The organism is Maritimibacter dapengensis (assembly GCF_019218265.1).
Lineage (GTDB): Bacteria > Pseudomonadota > Alphaproteobacteria > Rhodobacterales > Rhodobacteraceae > Maritimibacter > Maritimibacter dapengensis.
The window spans coordinates 172,412-188,463 of sequence record NZ_JAHUZE010000004.1 but is presented as its reverse complement, the minus strand read 5'-3'; the positions used below and the strand labels follow the sequence as shown (position 1 = coordinate 188,463).

The 16,052-nt window shown below is 61.5% G+C and carries 21 protein-coding genes; 14 read left to right on the top strand and 7 right to left on the bottom strand.

The window, feature by feature from the left end; translation table 11 throughout:
* Positions 1-86 precede the first annotated feature (86 nt).
* The 6 genes from folK (at position 87) to KJP28_RS16100 (ending at position 5,128) form a co-directional block, all read left to right on the top strand.
* Positions 87-641: a 2-amino-4-hydroxy-6-hydroxymethyldihydropteridine diphosphokinase gene (gene folK, locus KJP28_RS16125; protein ID WP_255552438.1), complete on the top strand. Its 555-nt coding sequence runs from the start codon at positions 87-89 to the stop codon at positions 639-641.
* Positions 642-776: 135 nt separating this feature from the next.
* A complete protein-coding gene (rpoZ, locus tag KJP28_RS16120) occupies positions 777-1,133 on the top strand; it encodes a DNA-directed RNA polymerase subunit omega (RefSeq protein WP_218393659.1) in 357 nt (118 codons plus the stop codon).
* A gap of 23 nt (positions 1,134-1,156) precedes the next feature.
* Positions 1,157-3,280, top strand: a complete 2,124-nt coding sequence (locus KJP28_RS16115) for a RelA/SpoT family protein (protein ID WP_218393658.1) — start codon at positions 1,157-1,159, stop codon at positions 3,278-3,280.
* Positions 3,281-3,300: 20 nt separating this feature from the next.
* Entirely contained in the window at positions 3,301-3,945 is a 645-nt protein-coding gene (locus tag KJP28_RS16110; protein WP_218393657.1) for a DUF2062 domain-containing protein, read from the top strand.
* Positions 3,942-4,685 (top strand): pyridoxine 5'-phosphate synthase, encoded by a 744-nt coding sequence (locus tag KJP28_RS16105; RefSeq protein WP_218393656.1) that lies wholly within the window; start codon positions 3,942-3,944, stop codon positions 4,683-4,685. Before KJP28_RS16110 ends, KJP28_RS16105 begins: the two co-directional genes overlap by 4 nt.
* Positions 4,682-5,128, top strand: a complete 447-nt coding sequence (locus tag KJP28_RS16100) for a hypothetical protein (RefSeq protein ID WP_218393655.1) — start codon at positions 4,682-4,684, stop codon at positions 5,126-5,128. The genes KJP28_RS16105 and KJP28_RS16100 overlap by 4 nt, the downstream gene beginning before the upstream one ends.
* On the opposite strand, the gene KJP28_RS16095 is transcribed toward KJP28_RS16100, so the two are convergent.
* Positions 5,129-6,028 carry a LysR substrate-binding domain-containing protein gene (locus KJP28_RS16095; protein WP_218393654.1) on the bottom strand — a complete coding sequence of 300 codons (900 nt, stop codon included), beginning with the start codon at positions 6,026-6,028 and terminating at the stop codon, positions 5,129-5,131.
* Positions 6,029-6,305: 277 nt separating this feature from the next.
* Here KJP28_RS16095 and KJP28_RS16090 point away from each other — a divergent pair, with 277 nt between their 5' ends.
* Genes KJP28_RS16090 through lepB form a run of 3 tightly spaced genes read left to right on the top strand, consistent with a single transcriptional unit; the run spans position 6,306 to position 7,953 of the window.
* A complete protein-coding gene (locus KJP28_RS16090) occupies positions 6,306-6,710 on the top strand; it encodes an ABZJ_00895 family protein (protein ID WP_218393653.1) in 405 nt (134 codons plus the stop codon).
* 1 nt (position 6,711) lies between these two features.
* Entirely contained in the window at positions 6,712-7,113 is a 402-nt protein-coding gene (gene acpS, locus KJP28_RS16085) for a holo-ACP synthase (protein WP_218393652.1), read from the top strand.
* 54 nt (positions 7,114-7,167) lie between these two features.
* Positions 7,168-7,953: a signal peptidase I gene (gene lepB / locus KJP28_RS16080; RefSeq protein WP_218393651.1), complete on the top strand. Its 786-nt coding sequence runs from the start codon at positions 7,168-7,170 to the stop codon at positions 7,951-7,953.
* 30 nt (positions 7,954-7,983) lie between these two features.
* Here the strand turns inward: lepB and KJP28_RS16075 are convergent, their stop codons facing one another.
* The 3 genes from KJP28_RS16075 to KJP28_RS16065 are packed head-to-tail and all read right to left on the bottom strand — an operon-like array spanning position 7,984 to position 10,261.
* Positions 7,984-8,712 carry a hypothetical protein gene (locus KJP28_RS16075; protein ID WP_218393650.1) on the bottom strand — a complete coding sequence of 243 codons (729 nt, stop codon included), beginning with the start codon at positions 8,710-8,712 and terminating at the stop codon, positions 7,984-7,986.
* The gene (locus KJP28_RS16070; protein WP_218393649.1) at positions 8,709-9,407 is read right to left on the bottom strand and encodes a fluoroquinolone export ABC transporter permease subunit; all 699 of its coding nucleotides are present in this window, start codon (positions 9,405-9,407) and stop codon (positions 8,709-8,711) included. Before KJP28_RS16070 ends, KJP28_RS16075 begins: the two co-directional genes overlap by 4 nt.
* The gene (locus KJP28_RS16065; protein WP_218393648.1) at positions 9,404-10,261 is read right to left on the bottom strand and encodes an ABC transporter ATP-binding protein; all 858 of its coding nucleotides are present in this window, start codon (positions 10,259-10,261) and stop codon (positions 9,404-9,406) included. Before KJP28_RS16065 ends, KJP28_RS16070 begins: the two co-directional genes overlap by 4 nt.
* Positions 10,262-10,395: 134 nt before the next feature.
* Here KJP28_RS16065 and rnc point away from each other — a divergent pair, with 134 nt between their 5' ends.
* Together rnc and KJP28_RS16055 are read left to right on the top strand one after the other, a co-directional pair.
* Positions 10,396-11,076: a ribonuclease III gene (gene rnc, locus KJP28_RS16060; protein WP_218393647.1), complete on the top strand. Its 681-nt coding sequence runs from the start codon at positions 10,396-10,398 to the stop codon at positions 11,074-11,076.
* Between the two features lie 41 nt (positions 11,077-11,117).
* Positions 11,118-11,540, top strand: coding sequence for a group III truncated hemoglobin (locus tag KJP28_RS16055; protein WP_255552437.1), 423 nt, complete (start codon positions 11,118-11,120; stop codon positions 11,538-11,540).
* Here the strand turns inward: KJP28_RS16055 and KJP28_RS16050 are convergent.
* A complete protein-coding gene (locus KJP28_RS16050) occupies positions 11,537-12,118 on the bottom strand; it encodes a thermonuclease family protein (protein ID WP_218393645.1) in 582 nt (193 codons plus the stop codon). The genes KJP28_RS16055 and KJP28_RS16050 overlap by 4 nt on opposite strands.
* A gap of 223 nt (positions 12,119-12,341) precedes the next feature.
* Here KJP28_RS16050 and KJP28_RS16045 point away from each other — a divergent pair, with 223 nt between their 5' ends.
* Positions 12,342-13,235 carry a DMT family transporter gene (locus KJP28_RS16045; protein WP_218393644.1) on the top strand — a complete coding sequence of 298 codons (894 nt, stop codon included), beginning with the start codon at positions 12,342-12,344 and terminating at the stop codon, positions 13,233-13,235.
* On the opposite strand, the gene KJP28_RS16040 is transcribed toward KJP28_RS16045, so the two are convergent.
* Together KJP28_RS16040 and KJP28_RS16035 are read right to left on the bottom strand one after the other, a co-directional pair.
* Positions 13,223-13,516 carry a DUF6958 family protein gene (locus KJP28_RS16040; protein WP_218393643.1) on the bottom strand — a complete coding sequence of 98 codons (294 nt, stop codon included), beginning with the start codon at positions 13,514-13,516 and terminating at the stop codon, positions 13,223-13,225. The two genes, KJP28_RS16045 and KJP28_RS16040, sit on opposite strands and share 13 nt — an antisense overlap.
* 1 nt (position 13,517) lies before the next feature.
* On the bottom strand, positions 13,518-14,021 hold the full coding sequence (locus KJP28_RS16035) for a GFA family protein (RefSeq protein WP_218393642.1): 504 nt from the start codon (positions 14,019-14,021) through the stop codon (positions 13,518-13,520).
* A gap of 86 nt (positions 14,022-14,107) precedes the next feature.
* On the opposite strand from KJP28_RS16035, the gene KJP28_RS16030 reads away from it, so the two are divergent.
* Entirely contained in the window at positions 14,108-14,731 is a 624-nt protein-coding gene (locus KJP28_RS16030) for a TetR/AcrR family transcriptional regulator (protein ID WP_218394022.1), read from the top strand.
* Positions 14,732-14,759: 28 nt separating this feature from the next.
* Positions 14,760-16,022 carry a M24 family metallopeptidase gene (locus KJP28_RS16025; protein ID WP_218393641.1) on the top strand — a complete coding sequence of 421 codons (1,263 nt, stop codon included), beginning with the start codon at positions 14,760-14,762 and terminating at the stop codon, positions 16,020-16,022.
* The last annotated feature ends 30 nt before the right edge of the window (positions 16,023-16,052 follow it).

Here is a 16,052-nt window from a genome sequence, read left to right as displayed (position 1 = left end):
AAAAACGAGCACTGACGAATCTGCGCGGAACATAAGGGTCGAAACAATTGTCGCAAGCCTCAAATCCCAGTTTACGCGAAGGCAACTTGCTTGTCGCATTGGGCAGTAACGCAACGTCAAAAGCCGGTGATCCGGCCGATACCGTACGCGCTGCCCTGGCTTCGCTCGATCGGGCTCCTGTGAAGGTCGTGGCCCGGTCGCGTCTGTATGTTTCTCCTTTCGTGCCTGCCGGTGCGGAACCGGACGTTATTAACGCCGTGGCCCTGTGCAAATCCGACCTTTCTGCGAGCGATCTTCTCGGCCACCTCCATGAAATCGAGGCGGAATTTGATCGCGAGCGCAAGGTAAGGTGGACCACCAGAACCCTGGATCTCGATCTTCTGACGATGGACCAAATCGTCCTTCCTGACCAGTCCACGCTTCGTGAATGGGTAACGCTTCCGTCGAAAGACCAGCAAACTTTGGCCCCCGAGACCCTGATCCTCCCACACCCGCGCATGCATGAACGCGCATTCGTGCTGGTCCCCGCCGCTGACGTCGCTCCCGACTGGCGCCACCCGCTTCTCGGTAAAACGATTCGCGAGATGCTCGCCGACCTCCCGAAATCCGATGTCGAGGCCGTGCGACCACTGGAAGCGTGACACCTTCCTTGCGTTGGCGCAAAAGGCGCGCAAAACCCTTCAAGAAAAGGCGAAATGCCGCCGATTTCCCTTGTCAAAGTGCGAAGGGCCGCATAAGTAGGCCGTTCACACGCCCCGAGAAGATTGGAGTCCCATATGGCCCGCGTGACGGTTGAAGATTGCGTCGACAAAGTCCCGAACCGGTTCGACCTGGTGATGCTTGCCGCACATCGTGCGCGCGAAATCTCTTCCGGCGCTCCGCTGACCGTGGACCGCGACAATGACAAGAACCCTGTCGTCGCGCTGCGTGAGATTGCGGACGAAACCCAGACTGCGGACGAATTGAACGAGCGGATGATCGAGTCGAACCAGACCCAGATCGAAGTCGACGAGCCGGAAGACGACCAGATGGCGCTGCTCATGGGTCAGGAAACGCCGGACAAGCCGGACGACGACGACATGACCGACGAGAAACTGCTTCGTGCGCTCATGGAGGCACAGGGCCAGGGCTGATCCCGGGGACCTGACGGACCGACATGAGCGAGCTATCTCCTGAAGAGCTTGTCGAAAAGGTCCGCGCCTATAATCCTAAATCCAATTCGGATCTCATTCGCGCCGCCTTCGATTACGGGCGGCGCATGCATGAGGGGCAGTTCCGCCACTCCGGTGAGCCCTACTTTACGCACCCAGTCGCGGTGGCGCATGTTCTGGCGGAACAGAAGCTAGACGATTCCACGATCATCACTGCGCTCCTGCACGACACGATCGAAGACACCGGCTCGACCTATGGTGAAATCTCCGCCCACTTCGGCGCGGATGTTGCCGAGCTCGTGGATGGCGTTACCAAGCTGACCAACCTGCAGCTGTCCTCGACCGAGACCAAGCAGGCAGAGAATTTCCGCAAGCTTTTCATGGCGATGTCCAAGGATCTCCGCGTCATCCTGGTCAAGATCGCGGATCGCCTGCACAACATGCGCACGATCCGCGCCATGCGCCCGGAGAAGCAGGTGCAAAAGGCGCGTGAAACGATGGACATCTTCGCGCCGCTTGCCGGCCGGATGGGGATGCAGTGGATGCGGGACGAGTTGGAAGACCTCGCTTTCCACGTTCTCAATCCCGAGGCGCGGTCGTCGATCATCCGTCGCTTCATCCGGTTGCAACAGGAGAGCGGTGACGTGATCGAGAAGATCACGAAGGACATCCGCAAAGAGCTCGACCGCGCAGGGATCGAGGCCGAAGTCTTCGGACGCGCGAAGAAGCCCTATTCGATCTGGCGGAAGATGCAGGAAAAGGACCAGAGCTTCTCGCGCCTGTCCGACACCTACGGGTTCCGCGTCATCACAGGCAGTGAGGAAGATTGTTACGCCGTCCTCGGTGCCGTGCATCAGCGGTGGCGGGCCGTACCTGGCCGTTTCAAGGATTATATCAGTCAGCCGAAATCGAACGGCTACCGCTCGATTCACACCACCGTTTCGGGGCGCGACGGCAAACGCGTGGAAATCCAGATCCGCACCCGGCAGATGCATGAAGTGGCCGAGGCGGGTGTCGCCGCACATTGGTCCTACAAGGACGGTGAACGCGCGGAGAACCCCTTCGCCGTCGATCCCGCGAAATGGATCACGAGCCTGACCGAACGGTTCGAGAACGCTGATGATCACGATGAATTTCTCGAGAATGTGAAGCTCGAGATGTACACCGACAAGGTGTTCTGCTTCACGCCGAAGGGCGAAGTGGTGAAGCTGCCACGCGGGGCGACGCCGCTCGACTTCGCTTATGCCGTGCATACGAGAGTCGGCGATAGCTGCGTCGGGGCACGGGTCGACAATATTCGCGTGCCGCTCTGGACGCGGATCAAGAACGGTCAATCCATCGAGATCATCACCGCCGAGGGGCAATCGCCGCAGGCCACATGGCTCGACATCGTGGTGACCGGCCGGGCCAAGAGCGCCATTAGGCGCAGGCTGCGGGTGGAAGACCGTGAGCGTTTCATAAAGCTTGGCCGGGAACTTGCGCGCGTTGCTTTCGATCACGTCGGACGGAAAGCAACGGACAAAGCCCTGACGACAGCCGCAAAACAGCTTGGACTGGCAGATGCCGACGAAATCCTTGCGCGACTTGGTTCAGCCGACCTTGCGGCCCGGGACGTCGTGGCGCTGCTGTATCCGAACGCGCTGGGGGGAATTGACGAGATCGACGTGGAGCGCGCGGTGATCGGGCTGGAGCCGGACCAGAGCTTCACCCGGTCCTTGTGCTGTCAGCCGGTTCCGGGCGAAAGGATCGTCGGGATCACATATCGTGGCAAAGGGGTCATGCTTCATTCCATCGATTGCCTCGCACTGTCTGAAGTCGAGGACGACGGTTCGCGCTGGGTGGATGTTCATTGGCATTCCGGCACGCATCCCGCAGTGCACGCGGTAACGCTGGAACTCACCATCGCGAACGATGCGGGCGTGCTGGGTCGAATCTGCACATTGATCGGTGAGCAGAAGGCCAATATCTCGGATCTGCACTTCGTGGATCGCAAGCCGGACTATTTCAAGATCCTGGTGGATGTGGACCTACGAGACGTCGAGCATCTGCATACCGTCATGCTGGTTCTCGAAGCCGAAAGCGACGTGGCGGAAATCAAACGGTACCGGGACCTGTCTCGGGCACCCTAGGACCAAAGGGGAGGCAGAACGTGTTCAAACGCAAACCGCGTTCATACCTCCAGATGTTCGTGGAGTTCTTCTATCCGCGCGGCGGCTGGTATCGGGCATCGCGTTACGTCCTGCACCGTCTGCGGCGCCTACCGGACCCGGCGCACCGTATTTCACGCGGGATCGCGGCGGGCGTCTTCGTGACCTTCACACCGTTCTTCGGGCTCCACATCGCGTTGGCCGTTGCCCTCACACTCCTGATCCGCGGGAATATCCTGGCGGCGATCCTGGCGACTTTCGTGGGAAACCCTCTTACGTTTCCGGTCATCGCGGGCCTGTCGCTTCAGTTCGGGGCTTTCATCCTTGGACATCCGGCGCGGGAAGTGCGGCTTGGTCATGTAGTCGATGGATTCGGCCGGGCGAGCGGCGAAATTTGGCACAACTTCCTTGCGATGTTCACGGAACGTCAGGCCGAATGGGACGGGCTCGCGCTGTTTTACGACCGGGTTTTTCTCCCATACCTCGTCGGTGGAATAATTCCCGGTCTTCTCGCCGCCGCGCTCGCCTATGCCTTGTCGCAGCCGGTCATAACGGCCTATCAGAAGCGGCGGGTCAAACAGATCCGTAAACGTTATGAAAAACGCATGGCGGAAAAGTCGAAACGGGTGAAGGAGAGCGATTCATGAGCAGCAATCTGCGCCTTGGGGTCAACATCGACCACGTCGCGACCGTGCGCAATGCTCGCGGTTCGGCCTATCCCGACCCGGTACGCGCCGCGAAACTTGCCGAAGAGGCGGGTGCCGACGGGATCACGGCACATCTGCGCGAAGACCGTCGCCATATCGGAGACGCGGACATCGAACGACTGGCAGCCGAGCTGACCGTGCCGCTCAATTTCGAGATGGCCGCGACGGATGAGATGCAGGCCATTGCGCTTCGCCACAAGCCGCACGCTGTCTGCATCGTGCCGGAAAAGCGAGAGGAACGAACGACGGAAGGCGGGTTGGAGGTCGCGCGCGAGGAAAACCGGCTTGCGCATTTCATCGCGCCGCTGCGGGACGCCGGGTGCCGGGTGTCGATCTTCATCGCCGCCGACCGGGCGCAGATCGAGGCCGCAAACAGGATCGGCGCCGCGGTTGTCGAGCTCCATACTGGTGCGTATTGCGATTTTCATTCCGAAGGCGAGTTCAAGGAACGCGACGACGAACTGCAACGGCTGCGCGAAATGGCGTCCTTTGCCCATTCACTCGGACTCGAGGTTCATGCCGGGCATGGGCTGACTTATGATACGGTGAAACCGGTAGCGGCTTTTCCGGAGGTGATGGAGTTGAACATCGGTCATTTTCTGATAGGCGAAGCGATCTTCCGGGGGCTGAAAGACAGCATCTCGGAAATGAAGCGTCTGATGCAGGAGGCACGCGCGTGAAAGGTTTACTGCTGGCTTTCGTTCTCGCCGCAACGCCAATTGCGGCGCAGGATGTGGTCGATTGCGACTGGCAATCCCAGGCCCGAAATCTCGCAGAACCTTGGGCCGAGAACAGCGCCGTTTTCGCGGAGGGTCAGGTCAGGGTGGCAAAACTCGACACGGTCGAACCTGCGGCCGGCGGATTTCACCTGCTTGTTCTGTCACCACCTGCGGGCGAACTTGGGGATCGTCAATGCAAGGTCATCACCTGGAATGGCATAGGGTTCGCCACGATCGAATTCGGCGCCCTCGAATCCGCGTATGACCCGGCGATCGGACTGATGTTCTCGGTACCCGTCAGGGTGTCGGAAGGTGCCGATTTCACCAATCCCGCAATGCTGCAATTCTCTTTGAACCAGGAAACCGGCGAGATCGGAACCAATGTGCAGCTCGGGCGGGAGTGATCAGCACAGTTTCACCCCGTCAGCCTGGAGTTCCGCTTTCATCCAGCGCGTAAAGGCGCGCTGCGCGATCCCCGGCGCAGAGTCACGGGCCGAGACAAGCCAATAGGCCTGACCCGTCTTGTGCCGCCTTTCTCCGAATGGCGCGACGATGCGCCCGGATTTGAGCGCATCGATGTCGAGTGTCTCCCACGTCAGATAGACCCCGGCTCCGCCCATCGCCGCGTAGAAGGCGAGACTGCCGTCAGAGAATTCCGGGCCGGGGCCCAGAATTTCGGCAGACAGACCTTCGGGGCCGAGCCAATCCGCCCAGGAAAACGCGGCGTTCACGTCACGCACGATCGGCACACTCGCAAGGTCGGCAGGAGACTTCAGTCGTTCGGCCATGTCGGGTGCGCATACCGGCATGACACGTTGGTCGAACAGGCGCTCGGCACGCACTTCCGGGTAAGGGCCGTGGCCTATGCGAAGGCAGAGGTCCACGTCCGACGTGTTCGGGTCCACGAGACCAACCGCGCTGTCGATTCGCACGCGAATATCAGGGTGCTGTGCATAGAACCCCGGGAGACGGTGCACCAGCCAACGTGACGCGAAGATCGGCGCAACGGACACGATGAGCGTATGCGCTTTGTCCCGGCTCGCCAAGTCCACGGCTCGCGCAAGGTGGCCGAACCCTGCGGCAAGATCGGGGGCGAGAGCGGCCCCGACTTCGGTCAAACGCATGCCGCGTGGATCGCGATGGAACAGGGAAACGCCAAGCGTGGCCTCGGCCTTGGCGATCCTCTGGCTCACCGCGCCGATCGAAATGCCAAGCTCCTCCGCCGCTTGCCCGAGCGTTCCCAGCCGCGCGACCGCATCGGCGGCGCGCAACGCCGAAAGTGGTATCCTGTTCAGGGCCGTCATTTAGATTTCCTAAAATCGACTATTCGCTATCTACATATTTCTTTGAACTTGGACAGTGTACCGTTTTTTAAAAAGAAAGGATACAACATGACTTGGCACCTTCCATCACCATTTCGCCCGAGACCGCCCCGCAAGCTGGGCCAACCGGATCCCCTGGATCACCCCGCGCTCGCACGGCTCGGTCCTGCCGGGCTTGCCGATCTGCCTCGCCCGCGCAAGTGATTGCCACCGCCCGCAGCCGCAATTAGGGTCGCCGCACCAGAACGGGACGGACGGAATGACTGCGGAAAACGGGATCAACATTTTGCGTTACGCGCTGGTTTATGGCGGGTTGACCATTGCGGCGAGCCTTCTGCCGCAGATCGTGAACCTGCCGCCCGCTGCCGGTGTCACTGCAGCGCTCCCTCCGCTCGTCGGATCGATCGTGGAGGGTCAGTCTTTCGCTAAAGCGACGGGCGACCGGGCGCGCGGCCGCGAGGCCGTGTCGATCACATTTCGGCTGACCGCCGTAGCGCTGGCGATCAATCTGCTGCTGTTCGGTGCCGCAGTCGCGGCGACGCAAGGCCGGATTTTCGCGGGTGGCGTGCCGGTCGCGCAGATCGCTCTGGCGGGGGCCGTCCTGACATTGATCCAGTTCGCCCTGAACCGGCTTGGTTTGCGGCTGGCTCCGACGAAAGCCTGACATGATCCTTGGGATAGGCACCGATCTCGCCAATATCGAGCGCATCGCGGGTGTGCTCGAACGTCACGGTGACCGGTTCCGAAACCGCGTGTTCACCGAAATCGAACAGGCAAAAGCCGAACGGCGCGCCGATACGCCCGGCACTTACGCGAAACGGTGGGCCGCCAAGGAAGCCTGTTCCAAGGCGCTCGGAACAGGGTTGCGCATGGGTATTTCCTGGAAGGATATGGCGGTCACGAACCTTGCCACCGGCCAGCCCGTGATGCACGTGACCGGATGGGCCGCCGAACGGCTGGCCGAAATGACGCCGGACGGGCATGAGGCGATCATTCACGTGACCCTGACAGACGACCACCCCTGGGCGCAGGCCTTCGTCCTGATCGAGGCACGGCCCATCGGTTGACTTGGCCTCCCGATCCGCCCATGTAGCGACAGGTGCTATAACGAGGCAGGCAGCATGGCAGAGAAAAAGCAGGACGGCATCATGGAGACCGTCAAGACGGTTTTCTGGGCGCTTCTCATTGCGGGTGTGTTCCGCTCGGTGTTTTTTCAGCCGTTCTGGATCCCCACCGGGTCCATGAAAGACACGCTGCTCATCGGCGACTTCCTGTTCGTGAACAAGATGGCCTATGGCTATTCGCGGTATTCCTGCCCCTTCGCCATGTGCCCGATTTCGGGCCGAATCCTCGACCGCGAGCCGGAAATGGGCGACGTGGTGGTGTTTCGTCACCCGACGCTCAACACCGATTACGTCAAGCGCTTGATCGGCAAGCCCGGCGACAAGATCCAGGTCACGGATGGCGTTCTTTCGGTCAACGGCGAAGAAGCGACGCAGGTGCGCGACGGCATATTCACCGAACCCTATCAACGGCAGGGGCGTTTCGGCACCATCCCGCTTTGCACGAACGGCCCCCTCGCCCTGGGCGAGGATGCGACCTGTGAGAAAGAAAAATACATCGAAACCCTCCCCAACGGTGTCGAGCATTCGATCCTGAACGTGGGCCCGGGACGGCTCGACGAAACCAACGTGTTCACGGTACCTGAAGGCCATTACTTCTTCATGGGCGACAACCGCGACAACTCGACCGACAGCCGGGTGAGCCAGCGGGCGAACGGTGTTGGCATGGTGTCGGAAGAATACCTGTTGGGCCGCGTGGACCGGGTAATCTTCTCGGCGGCGGGCAAGCGGCTCTTGTTCTTCTGGACGTGGCGCGGCGATCGGTTCTTCAAGAAAATCGACTGACCGGACGGATCGCCGGCGGAAGGCGCGACACTATTTCCGCCTCATCACGCGGAACGACAAGCCGACCGCGAGGACGTGGACCAACAGGCCGATCCCGAGGGCGACCGCCTGCGGCATGAGCGCGCTGTCGGCATAGAGGGCCTCTCCGATCCAGAAGGTCGGAACGATCCCCGCCAGATACTTGACGGGCGACGCGATCAGGGCCGCGAGAGGCACGATGCTCCCGATGTTGAATAGCTTTGTCAGCGCCAGCCCCTCGACCTTGTTCTTGGCAAAGGCAGGCAAGAGCGTCGTGACGATAATCGCCTCCAGCCCGACAATCACGGCGAGGGCGAGGTGGACGGCAAACCCCGAGGCGGGCAGAAGCAGCACCGCGCCGAGATAGGTCATGATCGCCGACAGCGTCCAGGCGAGCGAGACGCGGTAGGCCAACATCCCCTGTCGCCCGACCGACGTGACCGAGATCGCCGCGAGCGGTCCGTCGTCGCGCTCTTCGAGAAACAGGAACCCGATCACCCAACCCAGCATCAGGGGCGGCAAGGTCAGCACGATCGGGACAATCCAATCAGACAAGGCCGCCAATCCGAACATGTCGGCCCCCAAACGGTCGATCCCGGCCCGAAAATACCAGATGAGGAGCGCCGGCATGGCCGCGAACAGGGCGACGAAAAGAAGCGTCGGGTCACGGCGCGTATTGGTCCAGTCACTGGCGATAAGCTGAGCGAGCCTGCGCGGCGAGAAGATACTGAGGCTTGTCATTTCGCCCTCCCGAAATCGGCTTTCAGACTGCGTTGAGCGACAGCGACCGATGCCACGGCGCCCACGACGCTGACCGTCAGCATGAGGACGATCTCGCCGAAGGCCGCGTCCCCGAAATTCGTTCCGATAAGGATCAATTTGAACTGGGCGGCGGTCGGCACCAGCATGGCCCATATCGGCATATCCGGGATGAACGCGAGACCAGCGGGCAAAACGATGGGCAGCAGCACCAGCATCGACCCCATGAGATAGGACGTGACCGTCGAGAACAGCCGCGTCACCTGAACCCCAATGCCGAGGTAGAAGACCGACGTGAGAAAGACGGTCGGCAGGAGCACGAGGAGGTTTGCGCCTTTGTGGAGCGCCACCGACATCGCGAGCACGGCGACGACGGACAGGGTCGAAAGCGTCACTGTCTTGGCCCAAAAATAGTCCGAGGCGGTCATCGGTGTGATCCCGAGAGCCGCACGCACACCTTCTGATTTCTCAAGCATCATCAGAGCGCCGAGGAAGAAGAAGCCGACCACCGCCGGATCGGTGTAGATCAGAAGGCCCACGAACCAACCAGGGAGCGCCGCGCCGAGCGACCAGATCGTGACCACGTAGAACCCAACGACAAAGGCGTAGGCGTAGTAAATCCCGTAACGGAACTGGAGCCGCGCGTCATGGCCCAGGAGAGAACCGAAGGCGGTCATGTGGCGTCTCCCGTGACCGAGACGAACACGTCCTCGAGGGTCGCTTCCTTGCTGTGGACCGAGACGAACCCGTCATCCAGTGCCGATAGAAATGCGGCGTTCTGGCCCAGCCCGTCTTTGGCAAACGTCTCGGTCTCGAACCCGGCGCCGTTTTTTCGAGTCACTTCGACGACACCCTCGCCATAATCGCGCATCAGTTCTGCCGGGCTTCCAACCACCGGTATGTGGCCACGCGTCAAAAACCCGACCCGGTCGCATATCTGTGCGGCTTCCGTCATGTTGTGTGTCGTCAGAAAAATCGTCTTGCCCTGTGCCTTGAGCGACAGGATCAGCTCGCGCGTGATCCGGGCGCGTGACGGGTCCTGACCGCTGGTCGGCTCGTCGAAGAACAGAAGCTCGGGGTCATGCAGGATCGCGCGACAGAGGTTGAGTCGCATCTTCATGCCCTTCGAGAAGTCGCCGACCTTCTGATCCGCCGCATCTTGGAGGTCGACGCGTTTCAGGGCTTCGATCGGGTCGATGCAGTCCGAGCGGTAGAGCGAGGCGAAGAACGCGAGGTTTTCGCGCGCTGTCAGCCGGAGGTAGAGCGTGGGCAATTCGAAGCTCACGCCGATCCGTTCGTAATAGTCGCGGCCGAGCACGGCCAGATCCTGATCGAAGATCCGAATGTCGCCACGGTATCCGCCGATCTGCCCCATGAGGATGTTCTGAGTCGTGGACTTTCCGCACCCCGATGGACCCAGAAGCCCGAAAATCTCGCCTTCGCGAATGGACAGGTTCAATCCCTGAAGCGTCGCGTCGGGCGCGCCCGGATAGGTGAAGGCGAGGTCCGAGACCTCGAGCACATCGGTCATTCGTATCGGCCTTTCCGTATCGCGAAGGTCAAAGTCTGGGGCAAGGTGCGCCGCCGACCCGATGAGGTTCAATGGGTGGTGGCGATTATTAGCCCCTTGGCTGACCCGGATGAGCGCAGTATGCACACGCTGATATGAAACTGTCAGCCGATCTCACTGCGTTCGCCAAACGCCTTGGCCACGACTTCACGAACCCGGAGCTTCTGATCCGGGCTTTGACGCATGGCTCCATGTCCTCAACCACCCGGCCGGACAACCAACGGCTGGAGTTTCTCGGCGACCGTGTTCTTGGCCTCGTCATGGCAGAAGCCGTGCTGGCCGCGGACAAGACGGCCAGCGAAGGGCAGCTCGCCCCAAGATTCAACGCCTTGGTGCGCAAGGAGACCTGCGCAGACGTGGCGCGCGAGATCGACCTCGGGGCGGTTCTGAAGCTGGGCCGATCGGAGATGATGTCGGGCGGACGGCGCAAACAGGCGCTTCTGGGCGACGCGATGGAAGCGGTGATCGCCGCAGTTTATCTTGACGGCGGCTTCGAGGCGGCCGAGGCGACGATCCGCAAGCTCTGGGGTGACCGTGTTGCGACGGTCGAAGCCGATGCGCGCGACGCGAAGACGGCGCTTCAGGAATGGGCGCAGGCGCGAAGAATGCCCCCGCCCGCCTATGTCGAAACCGCCCGGTCCGGCCCCGACCACGCCCCCGAATTCACCATCGAAGCGCGGCTCGAAAATGGAGAGGTCGCGCAGGCGAGCGCCAAATCGAAACGGGCCGCCGAACAGGATGCGGCGCGGGCGCTGCTCGATCGGCTGAGTGGCTGATCGCCCTTGTTCCCCGTGCAGGGTTACACGATATGTCTGCAATGAGCACGCCCGTCCCGAAGTTCGACATCACCGCCGAAGAGATCGATGCCCTCGTGGCCGAGTTCTATGCCCGCATTCGGGCGCACCCCGGTCTCGGCCCGATTTTCGCCCGCGCCATCGCTCAGGAGGACGGCCCCGCGTGGCGCGCGCATGAGGCCAAGATCGCGGGGTTCTGGCGCAACGCGGTCGGGATCGACCGAAGTTACGATGGCAACCCGATGCGCGTGCATGTAGAAAACCGCGACATCCACCCCGGCATGTTCTCGACATGGCTCGATCTGTTCGCACGCACGGCACATGACGTTCTGCCGGAAGAAAAAGCCACGCGGATGCGGGCGCTCGCGGAGCGGATCGGTGCTGGCATGCGCTATGCGGTGACCGAGCGCGACACGGTGCGCGGCGCGCCGCCGAAGCTGCTTTAGGCGCGGGGCTGCGCGGGTGGCACGTAGCGCCCGGTTTGACGGTTGTGCGCGCGCCAGAGTTTCCTGCGCACACCATCGGGTTCGAACCTGCGGTATTCGCCCGCCGAGAATTTGGGCCAGTCGATGGCGAGGCCCTGTTTGACGAGTTCCGCCGACAGGTCACGGCCATCGGGCAGAAAACAACGCGCAACACAACGGTCGTGCGACAGGGAGCCGTCCGGAACCGCCGTCACCTTTTGCCCTTTGCACAAGGCCACCATCGCCCATTTGGACTTCGCGCCATAAGGATGGTCCATTTCCGGTGCGTCAATCCCGAAAAGCCTGATGCGGGTTTTGTTGATGATGATCGTATCGCCGTCGATGACATAGGCGGTTCCGATGATCGGGTTGTCAGCGCAATAGGTTGGCGCTGCGGGTTCAGGGGCGCTTGGCTTGGGCGCGCTTGGCTTGGGCGCAATCGGTCTCTGCGGCGATCTTGCCGGGGGCGGATGTGACCGTCCCTTCGCCGTGCCCTGCCTTGATTTGACGAGCGCGCCGAAGATTGCGACCAGAATGATTGCGCCGAGAATGACTTCCATAACGTAACTCCAGGAACCGAGCTACCACCCGAAAACGAACAAAATGTGGCGTCTGGGGTTTCCGGTCTCGAAATATCCCGGGAGAGCGCGAGAGGGCTGGCCCTCTCGCCACCGCGGCGCGCCCCCGGCGCGGCGCAAACCCTGCGCAGCGCAGCCGCACCTTTTGCTATCGTGGCGGTTGGGATATGGCTCGCACGTCGGTTCTCAGGCGAAAGGCCCAGACATGTCTCCCAACCTGCGCGGCGCGGTCTTCATGGTGCTGTCGATGTGCGCATTCGCTGCCGAGGATGCCTTCCTGAAGGCGGCCTTCGAAACGATCCCGCGAGGGCTGGCGTTCATGCTGTTTGGTGCAATCGCCGCAACGATCTGTGTCGTGCTGTCGCTGCGCGCGGGCGAGCGCCCGTTTCCGCGCGAGTTCCTGTCGCAGGGGCTCATGGTTCGCTCGGGTATCGAGGTGGTGGGGCGGTTGTTCTACACGTTGTCCATTGCCTTCGTGTCCCTGTCACTGACCTCGGTGATCCTGCAAGCCACGCCGCTTGTCGTCACGTTGGGAGCGGCGGTTCTGTTCGGAGAAAAGGTCGGGCCACGGCGGTGGATTGCGATGTTGATCGGCTTCGCAGGGGTCATTCTGATCCTCCGCCCCGCTCCGGGCGTGTTCGAACCATTGGTCATCCTCCCGGTGATCGGAATGCTCGGTTTCGCAGGGCGCGACCTCGCAACCCGCGCAGCTCCGCCGCATATCTCGGTCCGGCAATTGGGAACGCTCGGGTTCCTCGTCAGCACTATCGCCGGGTTGATCATCTGGGGGTTCGATCCACGCCTTCCCGTCGATCCACCGGTCGCGGCGTGGGGCGCGGTTGCCCTTGCAGCCTGTTTCGGCACGGTCGCCTACAATTCGCTGTCCGTCGCCATGCGGTCCGGCGAGGTCAGCGTGGTCGCCCCGTTTCGGTATTCGCGGCTTCTTGTGGCGCTGATCATCGCCTATATCGCTTTCGGCGAGCGTGTGGACGCGCTGACCATCGCGGGCGCGATCCTGATCGTGGGCTCCGGCATTTACACACTCGTTCGTTCGGGCCGAAAGGCTTCGACGCCCAAAGCGAGCGGTCAGCTCCGATAAAGGCGCACAGGCGGTTTTTCGGCCCGTTTGATCTCGCCCTTGAATTCGAGGTCGAGCTGGACGCATTTGAGCCACCAGCCGGATTTGGCGCCACCGGGAAACAGGCTCTGATCCAGATGTGGCTTCAACGCGTCCTGCGCGTCGGCAACTTTCATGCCGGGAGCCTCGTCCGGCAGCACTTTGAGCAGCGCTTGCTTCATATCCTCGTATTTCACCCGATCCACACGCGTGATGTGATCCGGCGAGTTGATGTTGCGCACTTCGATCTTGTCGTCGGCCATCTCAGCCCTCCTTGACCCAGTCGATCTTCGGGTTGCGAAACCCCATGGCAACCCACGCTCCAAGCAGTTTTATCATAAAACCCGCGGTATGTTTTTTCGGGTTCGGGGCATCGTTCGGCAAAGCATTCCGGTTCGGGAGATCACCTGTCATCGTGCGCAGGTCGAGCGAGCGTCGGTCCGCCTCGGGCAAACGGTCCGTGTAAAAGCTCAACCAATGACCGTGCCTGAAGTCGAGAAACATCGGTACCCCGCAACACCCGGCGACAACGCGGCGCGTCGCGCTGTCCGGCGTGAGCCTTTTCGCGACGAGCGTTTCACCACCGGCCAACAACGTCACCCGATCCTTGCGCACCATCGTGTAAGGCGTAGTGCCATATTCGGTGAGCGTGTCGCCGAAAGCCTGCCCCGCCGTCTGGCAGGATGTGCATCCACATTCCACCGTCATGATCGGGTTGCCGGTGACGTCGATCCGGACCGTTCCACATGTGCAGCTTGCGACAGTCATCAGTGGTTCCTCTTTCTGCGATTCTGTAATCAAACTAGACCGTCTAGTTTGATTTTTCAAATGCGAGTAGCTATCCTTTGACCGACATGACCCAGACGCGTCGCACCAAGAGCCGAGAAAAGATCCTCGCCGCTGGCGAAAGGCTGTTCCTTGAACATGCCTATCTCGGCACGTCGATGGATGCTGTGACCGAAGCGGCGGGGGTGTCCAAGCAGACGGTCTACGCCCATTTCGCGTCGAAGGAGGCGCTTTTCCTCTCCGTCGTTGCGCATATGGTCGGCTCGTCCACGGACATGCATTCCGACATGGTCAAGACACCGTCACCCGACACGCCTCTGCCGGAATATCTGCGTGCTTATGCGCGGGAGAACCTTCGTATCGCGATGACGCCCCGGCTCATGCAAATCCGGCGGCTCGTGATCGGCGAGTTGCCGCGGTTTCCCGAGCTTGCGGAAAGCCTGTGGACCCATGGCCCTGCCGCTTCCATAGCCATGCTGACGGAGGCTCTCGTCCTTTATCAGGCGTCGGGCGAAGCCAAAGCCGGCGACCCGGCGCGGCTCGCGGCCCAATTCAACTGGCTCGTCATGGGCGGCCCGACGTCCGAGGCGATGTTGCTTGGCGATGCCGCCCTGCCCTCGCTGGAAGAACAAGAGCGCCACGCCGACGAGTGCACGCAGATTTTCCTCGCCGCGATTGCCACTCGAGACTAGCCTCGCCTGACGAATCGAGGAGAGCGGCATGGCGAATTTCGACTGGCATGCGGAGAGGAGCGACCTGCACGGTATCGCGCTCCTAGACCGGGCACCCGAAAGCGAAGGCATCGACCTCGCGGCCGTGCGTCTCTATCGTCTCGGACGGGTTCGCGCCGAGATGGAGAAGCGTGGCATCGGCGCGATGATCCTCTCGGACAGCGTCAACATCCGCTATGCGACCGGCACCCGGAACATGCAGGTTTTCACCTCACGCAACACGCCGTCCCGTTATCTCGTCCTCACCCAGAACCGTTCCATCCTGTTCGAATTCACGGGTGCCGAGCACCTGGGCGAAGGCTATGAGACGGTGGACGAGGTGCGCCCGGCCAAAACCGCGAGTTTCGTCGCCGCCGGCCCGCATATCGCGCAACGCGAAATCGACTGGGCCACCGAGATGGATGCGCTCGTGACCGAATTGGCGGGCAAGGACGCCGTGCTCGCCATGGAGCGCATGAATGCGGGCGTCGCCATCGCTATTCACATGTTGGGTCGCCGCATTGTCGATGCGCAGGAGCCGGTTGAAATGGCGCGCGCGATCAAGTCGCCGGAAGAGATCAAATGCGTTTACGCGAGCCTGCGTGCGACCGAGGTCGCAGTCGGCAAAATGCGAGATGCGATCTGTCCCGGCGTGACCGAAAACCAGCTCTGGTCTGTGCTGCACAAATCAGTCATCGAACAGAACGCGGATTATTGCGAGACACGCCTTTTGAACTCAGGCGGGCGCACCAACCCTTGGTATCAGGAAAGCTCCAACCGTGAGATCGGCGAAAACGAGCTGATCGCTTTGGACACCGATGTCGTCGGCTGTCACGGCTACTACTCGGACTTCTCGCGCACCTTCCATTCCGGCCCCGGCAAACCGACGGACGCCCAACGCGAACTCTACCAGACGGCTTATGAGCAAGTGCACGCGAACATGGCGATCCTGAAACCTGGCCTGAGCTTCCGCGACTATGCCGAGGCCGCTTGGGACATACCCGAGAAATTCTACAAGCACCGCTATTACCTTTCGGCGCATGGCTGCGGCATGACCGGGGAATATCCTTACCTCTATCACCGTGGCGATTTTCCCGATGCCGGCTATGACGGCGTCATCGAACCGGGCATGGTGATCTGCGTGGAAAGCTTCATCGGCGGCGAGACCGGCGAAGGCGTGAAGGTGGAGGAACAGGTCCTCGTCACCGAGACCGGGATCGAGGTCATGTCACGCTTTCCTTTCGAGGAATCGCTGCTCGCGCGCGAGGTCTGACTGGTCACAGGCCACGGGATACACTATCTC

Bases quoted from the DNA above. Each gene is read 5' to 3' on its own strand.
- rpoZ (WP_218393659.1), top strand. From the start codon at position 777: ATGGCCCGCGTGACGGTTGAAGATTGCGTCGACAAAGTCCCGAACCGG.
- KJP28_RS16075 (WP_218393650.1), bottom strand. From the start codon at position 8,712: ATGACAAGCCTCAGTATCTTCTCGCCGCGCAGGCTCGCTCAGCTTATC.
- KJP28_RS16065 (WP_218393648.1), bottom strand. From the start codon at position 10,261: ATGACCGATGTGCTCGAGGTCTCGGACCTCGCCTTCACCTATCCGGGC.
- KJP28_RS16035 (WP_218393642.1), bottom strand. From the start codon at position 14,021: ATGACTGTCGCAAGCTGCACATGTGGAACGGTCCGGATCGACGTCACC.
- acpS (WP_218393652.1), top strand. From the start codon at position 6,712: ATGATCCTTGGGATAGGCACCGATCTCGCCAATATCGAGCGCATCGCG.
- KJP28_RS16070 (WP_218393649.1), bottom strand. From the start codon at position 9,407: ATGACCGCCTTCGGTTCTCTCCTGGGCCATGACGCGCGGCTCCAGTTC.
- KJP28_RS16105 (WP_218393656.1), top strand. From the start codon at position 3,942: ATGAGCAGCAATCTGCGCCTTGGGGTCAACATCGACCACGTCGCGACC.
- rnc (WP_218393647.1), top strand. From the start codon at position 10,396: ATGAAACTGTCAGCCGATCTCACTGCGTTCGCCAAACGCCTTGGCCAC.
- KJP28_RS16050 (WP_218393645.1), bottom strand. From the start codon at position 12,118: ATGGAAGTCATTCTCGGCGCAATCATTCTGGTCGCAATCTTCGGCGCG.
- KJP28_RS16055 (WP_255552437.1), top strand. From the start codon at position 11,118: ATGAGCACGCCCGTCCCGAAGTTCGACATCACCGCCGAAGAGATCGAT.
- KJP28_RS16045 (WP_218393644.1), top strand. From the start codon at position 12,342: ATGTCTCCCAACCTGCGCGGCGCGGTCTTCATGGTGCTGTCGATGTGC.
- lepB (WP_218393651.1), top strand. From the start codon at position 7,168: ATGGCAGAGAAAAAGCAGGACGGCATCATGGAGACCGTCAAGACGGTT.
- KJP28_RS16025 (WP_218393641.1), top strand. From the start codon at position 14,760: ATGGCGAATTTCGACTGGCATGCGGAGAGGAGCGACCTGCACGGTATC.
- KJP28_RS16040 (WP_218393643.1), bottom strand. From the start codon at position 13,516: ATGGCCGACGACAAGATCGAAGTGCGCAACATCAACTCGCCGGATCAC.
- KJP28_RS16030 (WP_218394022.1), top strand. From the start codon at position 14,108: ATGACCCAGACGCGTCGCACCAAGAGCCGAGAAAAGATCCTCGCCGCT.
- KJP28_RS16095 (WP_218393654.1), bottom strand. From the start codon at position 6,028: ATGACGGCCCTGAACAGGATACCACTTTCGGCGTTGCGCGCCGCCGAT.
- KJP28_RS16115 (WP_218393658.1), top strand. From the start codon at position 1,157: ATGAGCGAGCTATCTCCTGAAGAGCTTGTCGAAAAGGTCCGCGCCTAT.
- KJP28_RS16090 (WP_218393653.1), top strand. From the start codon at position 6,306: ATGACTGCGGAAAACGGGATCAACATTTTGCGTTACGCGCTGGTTTAT.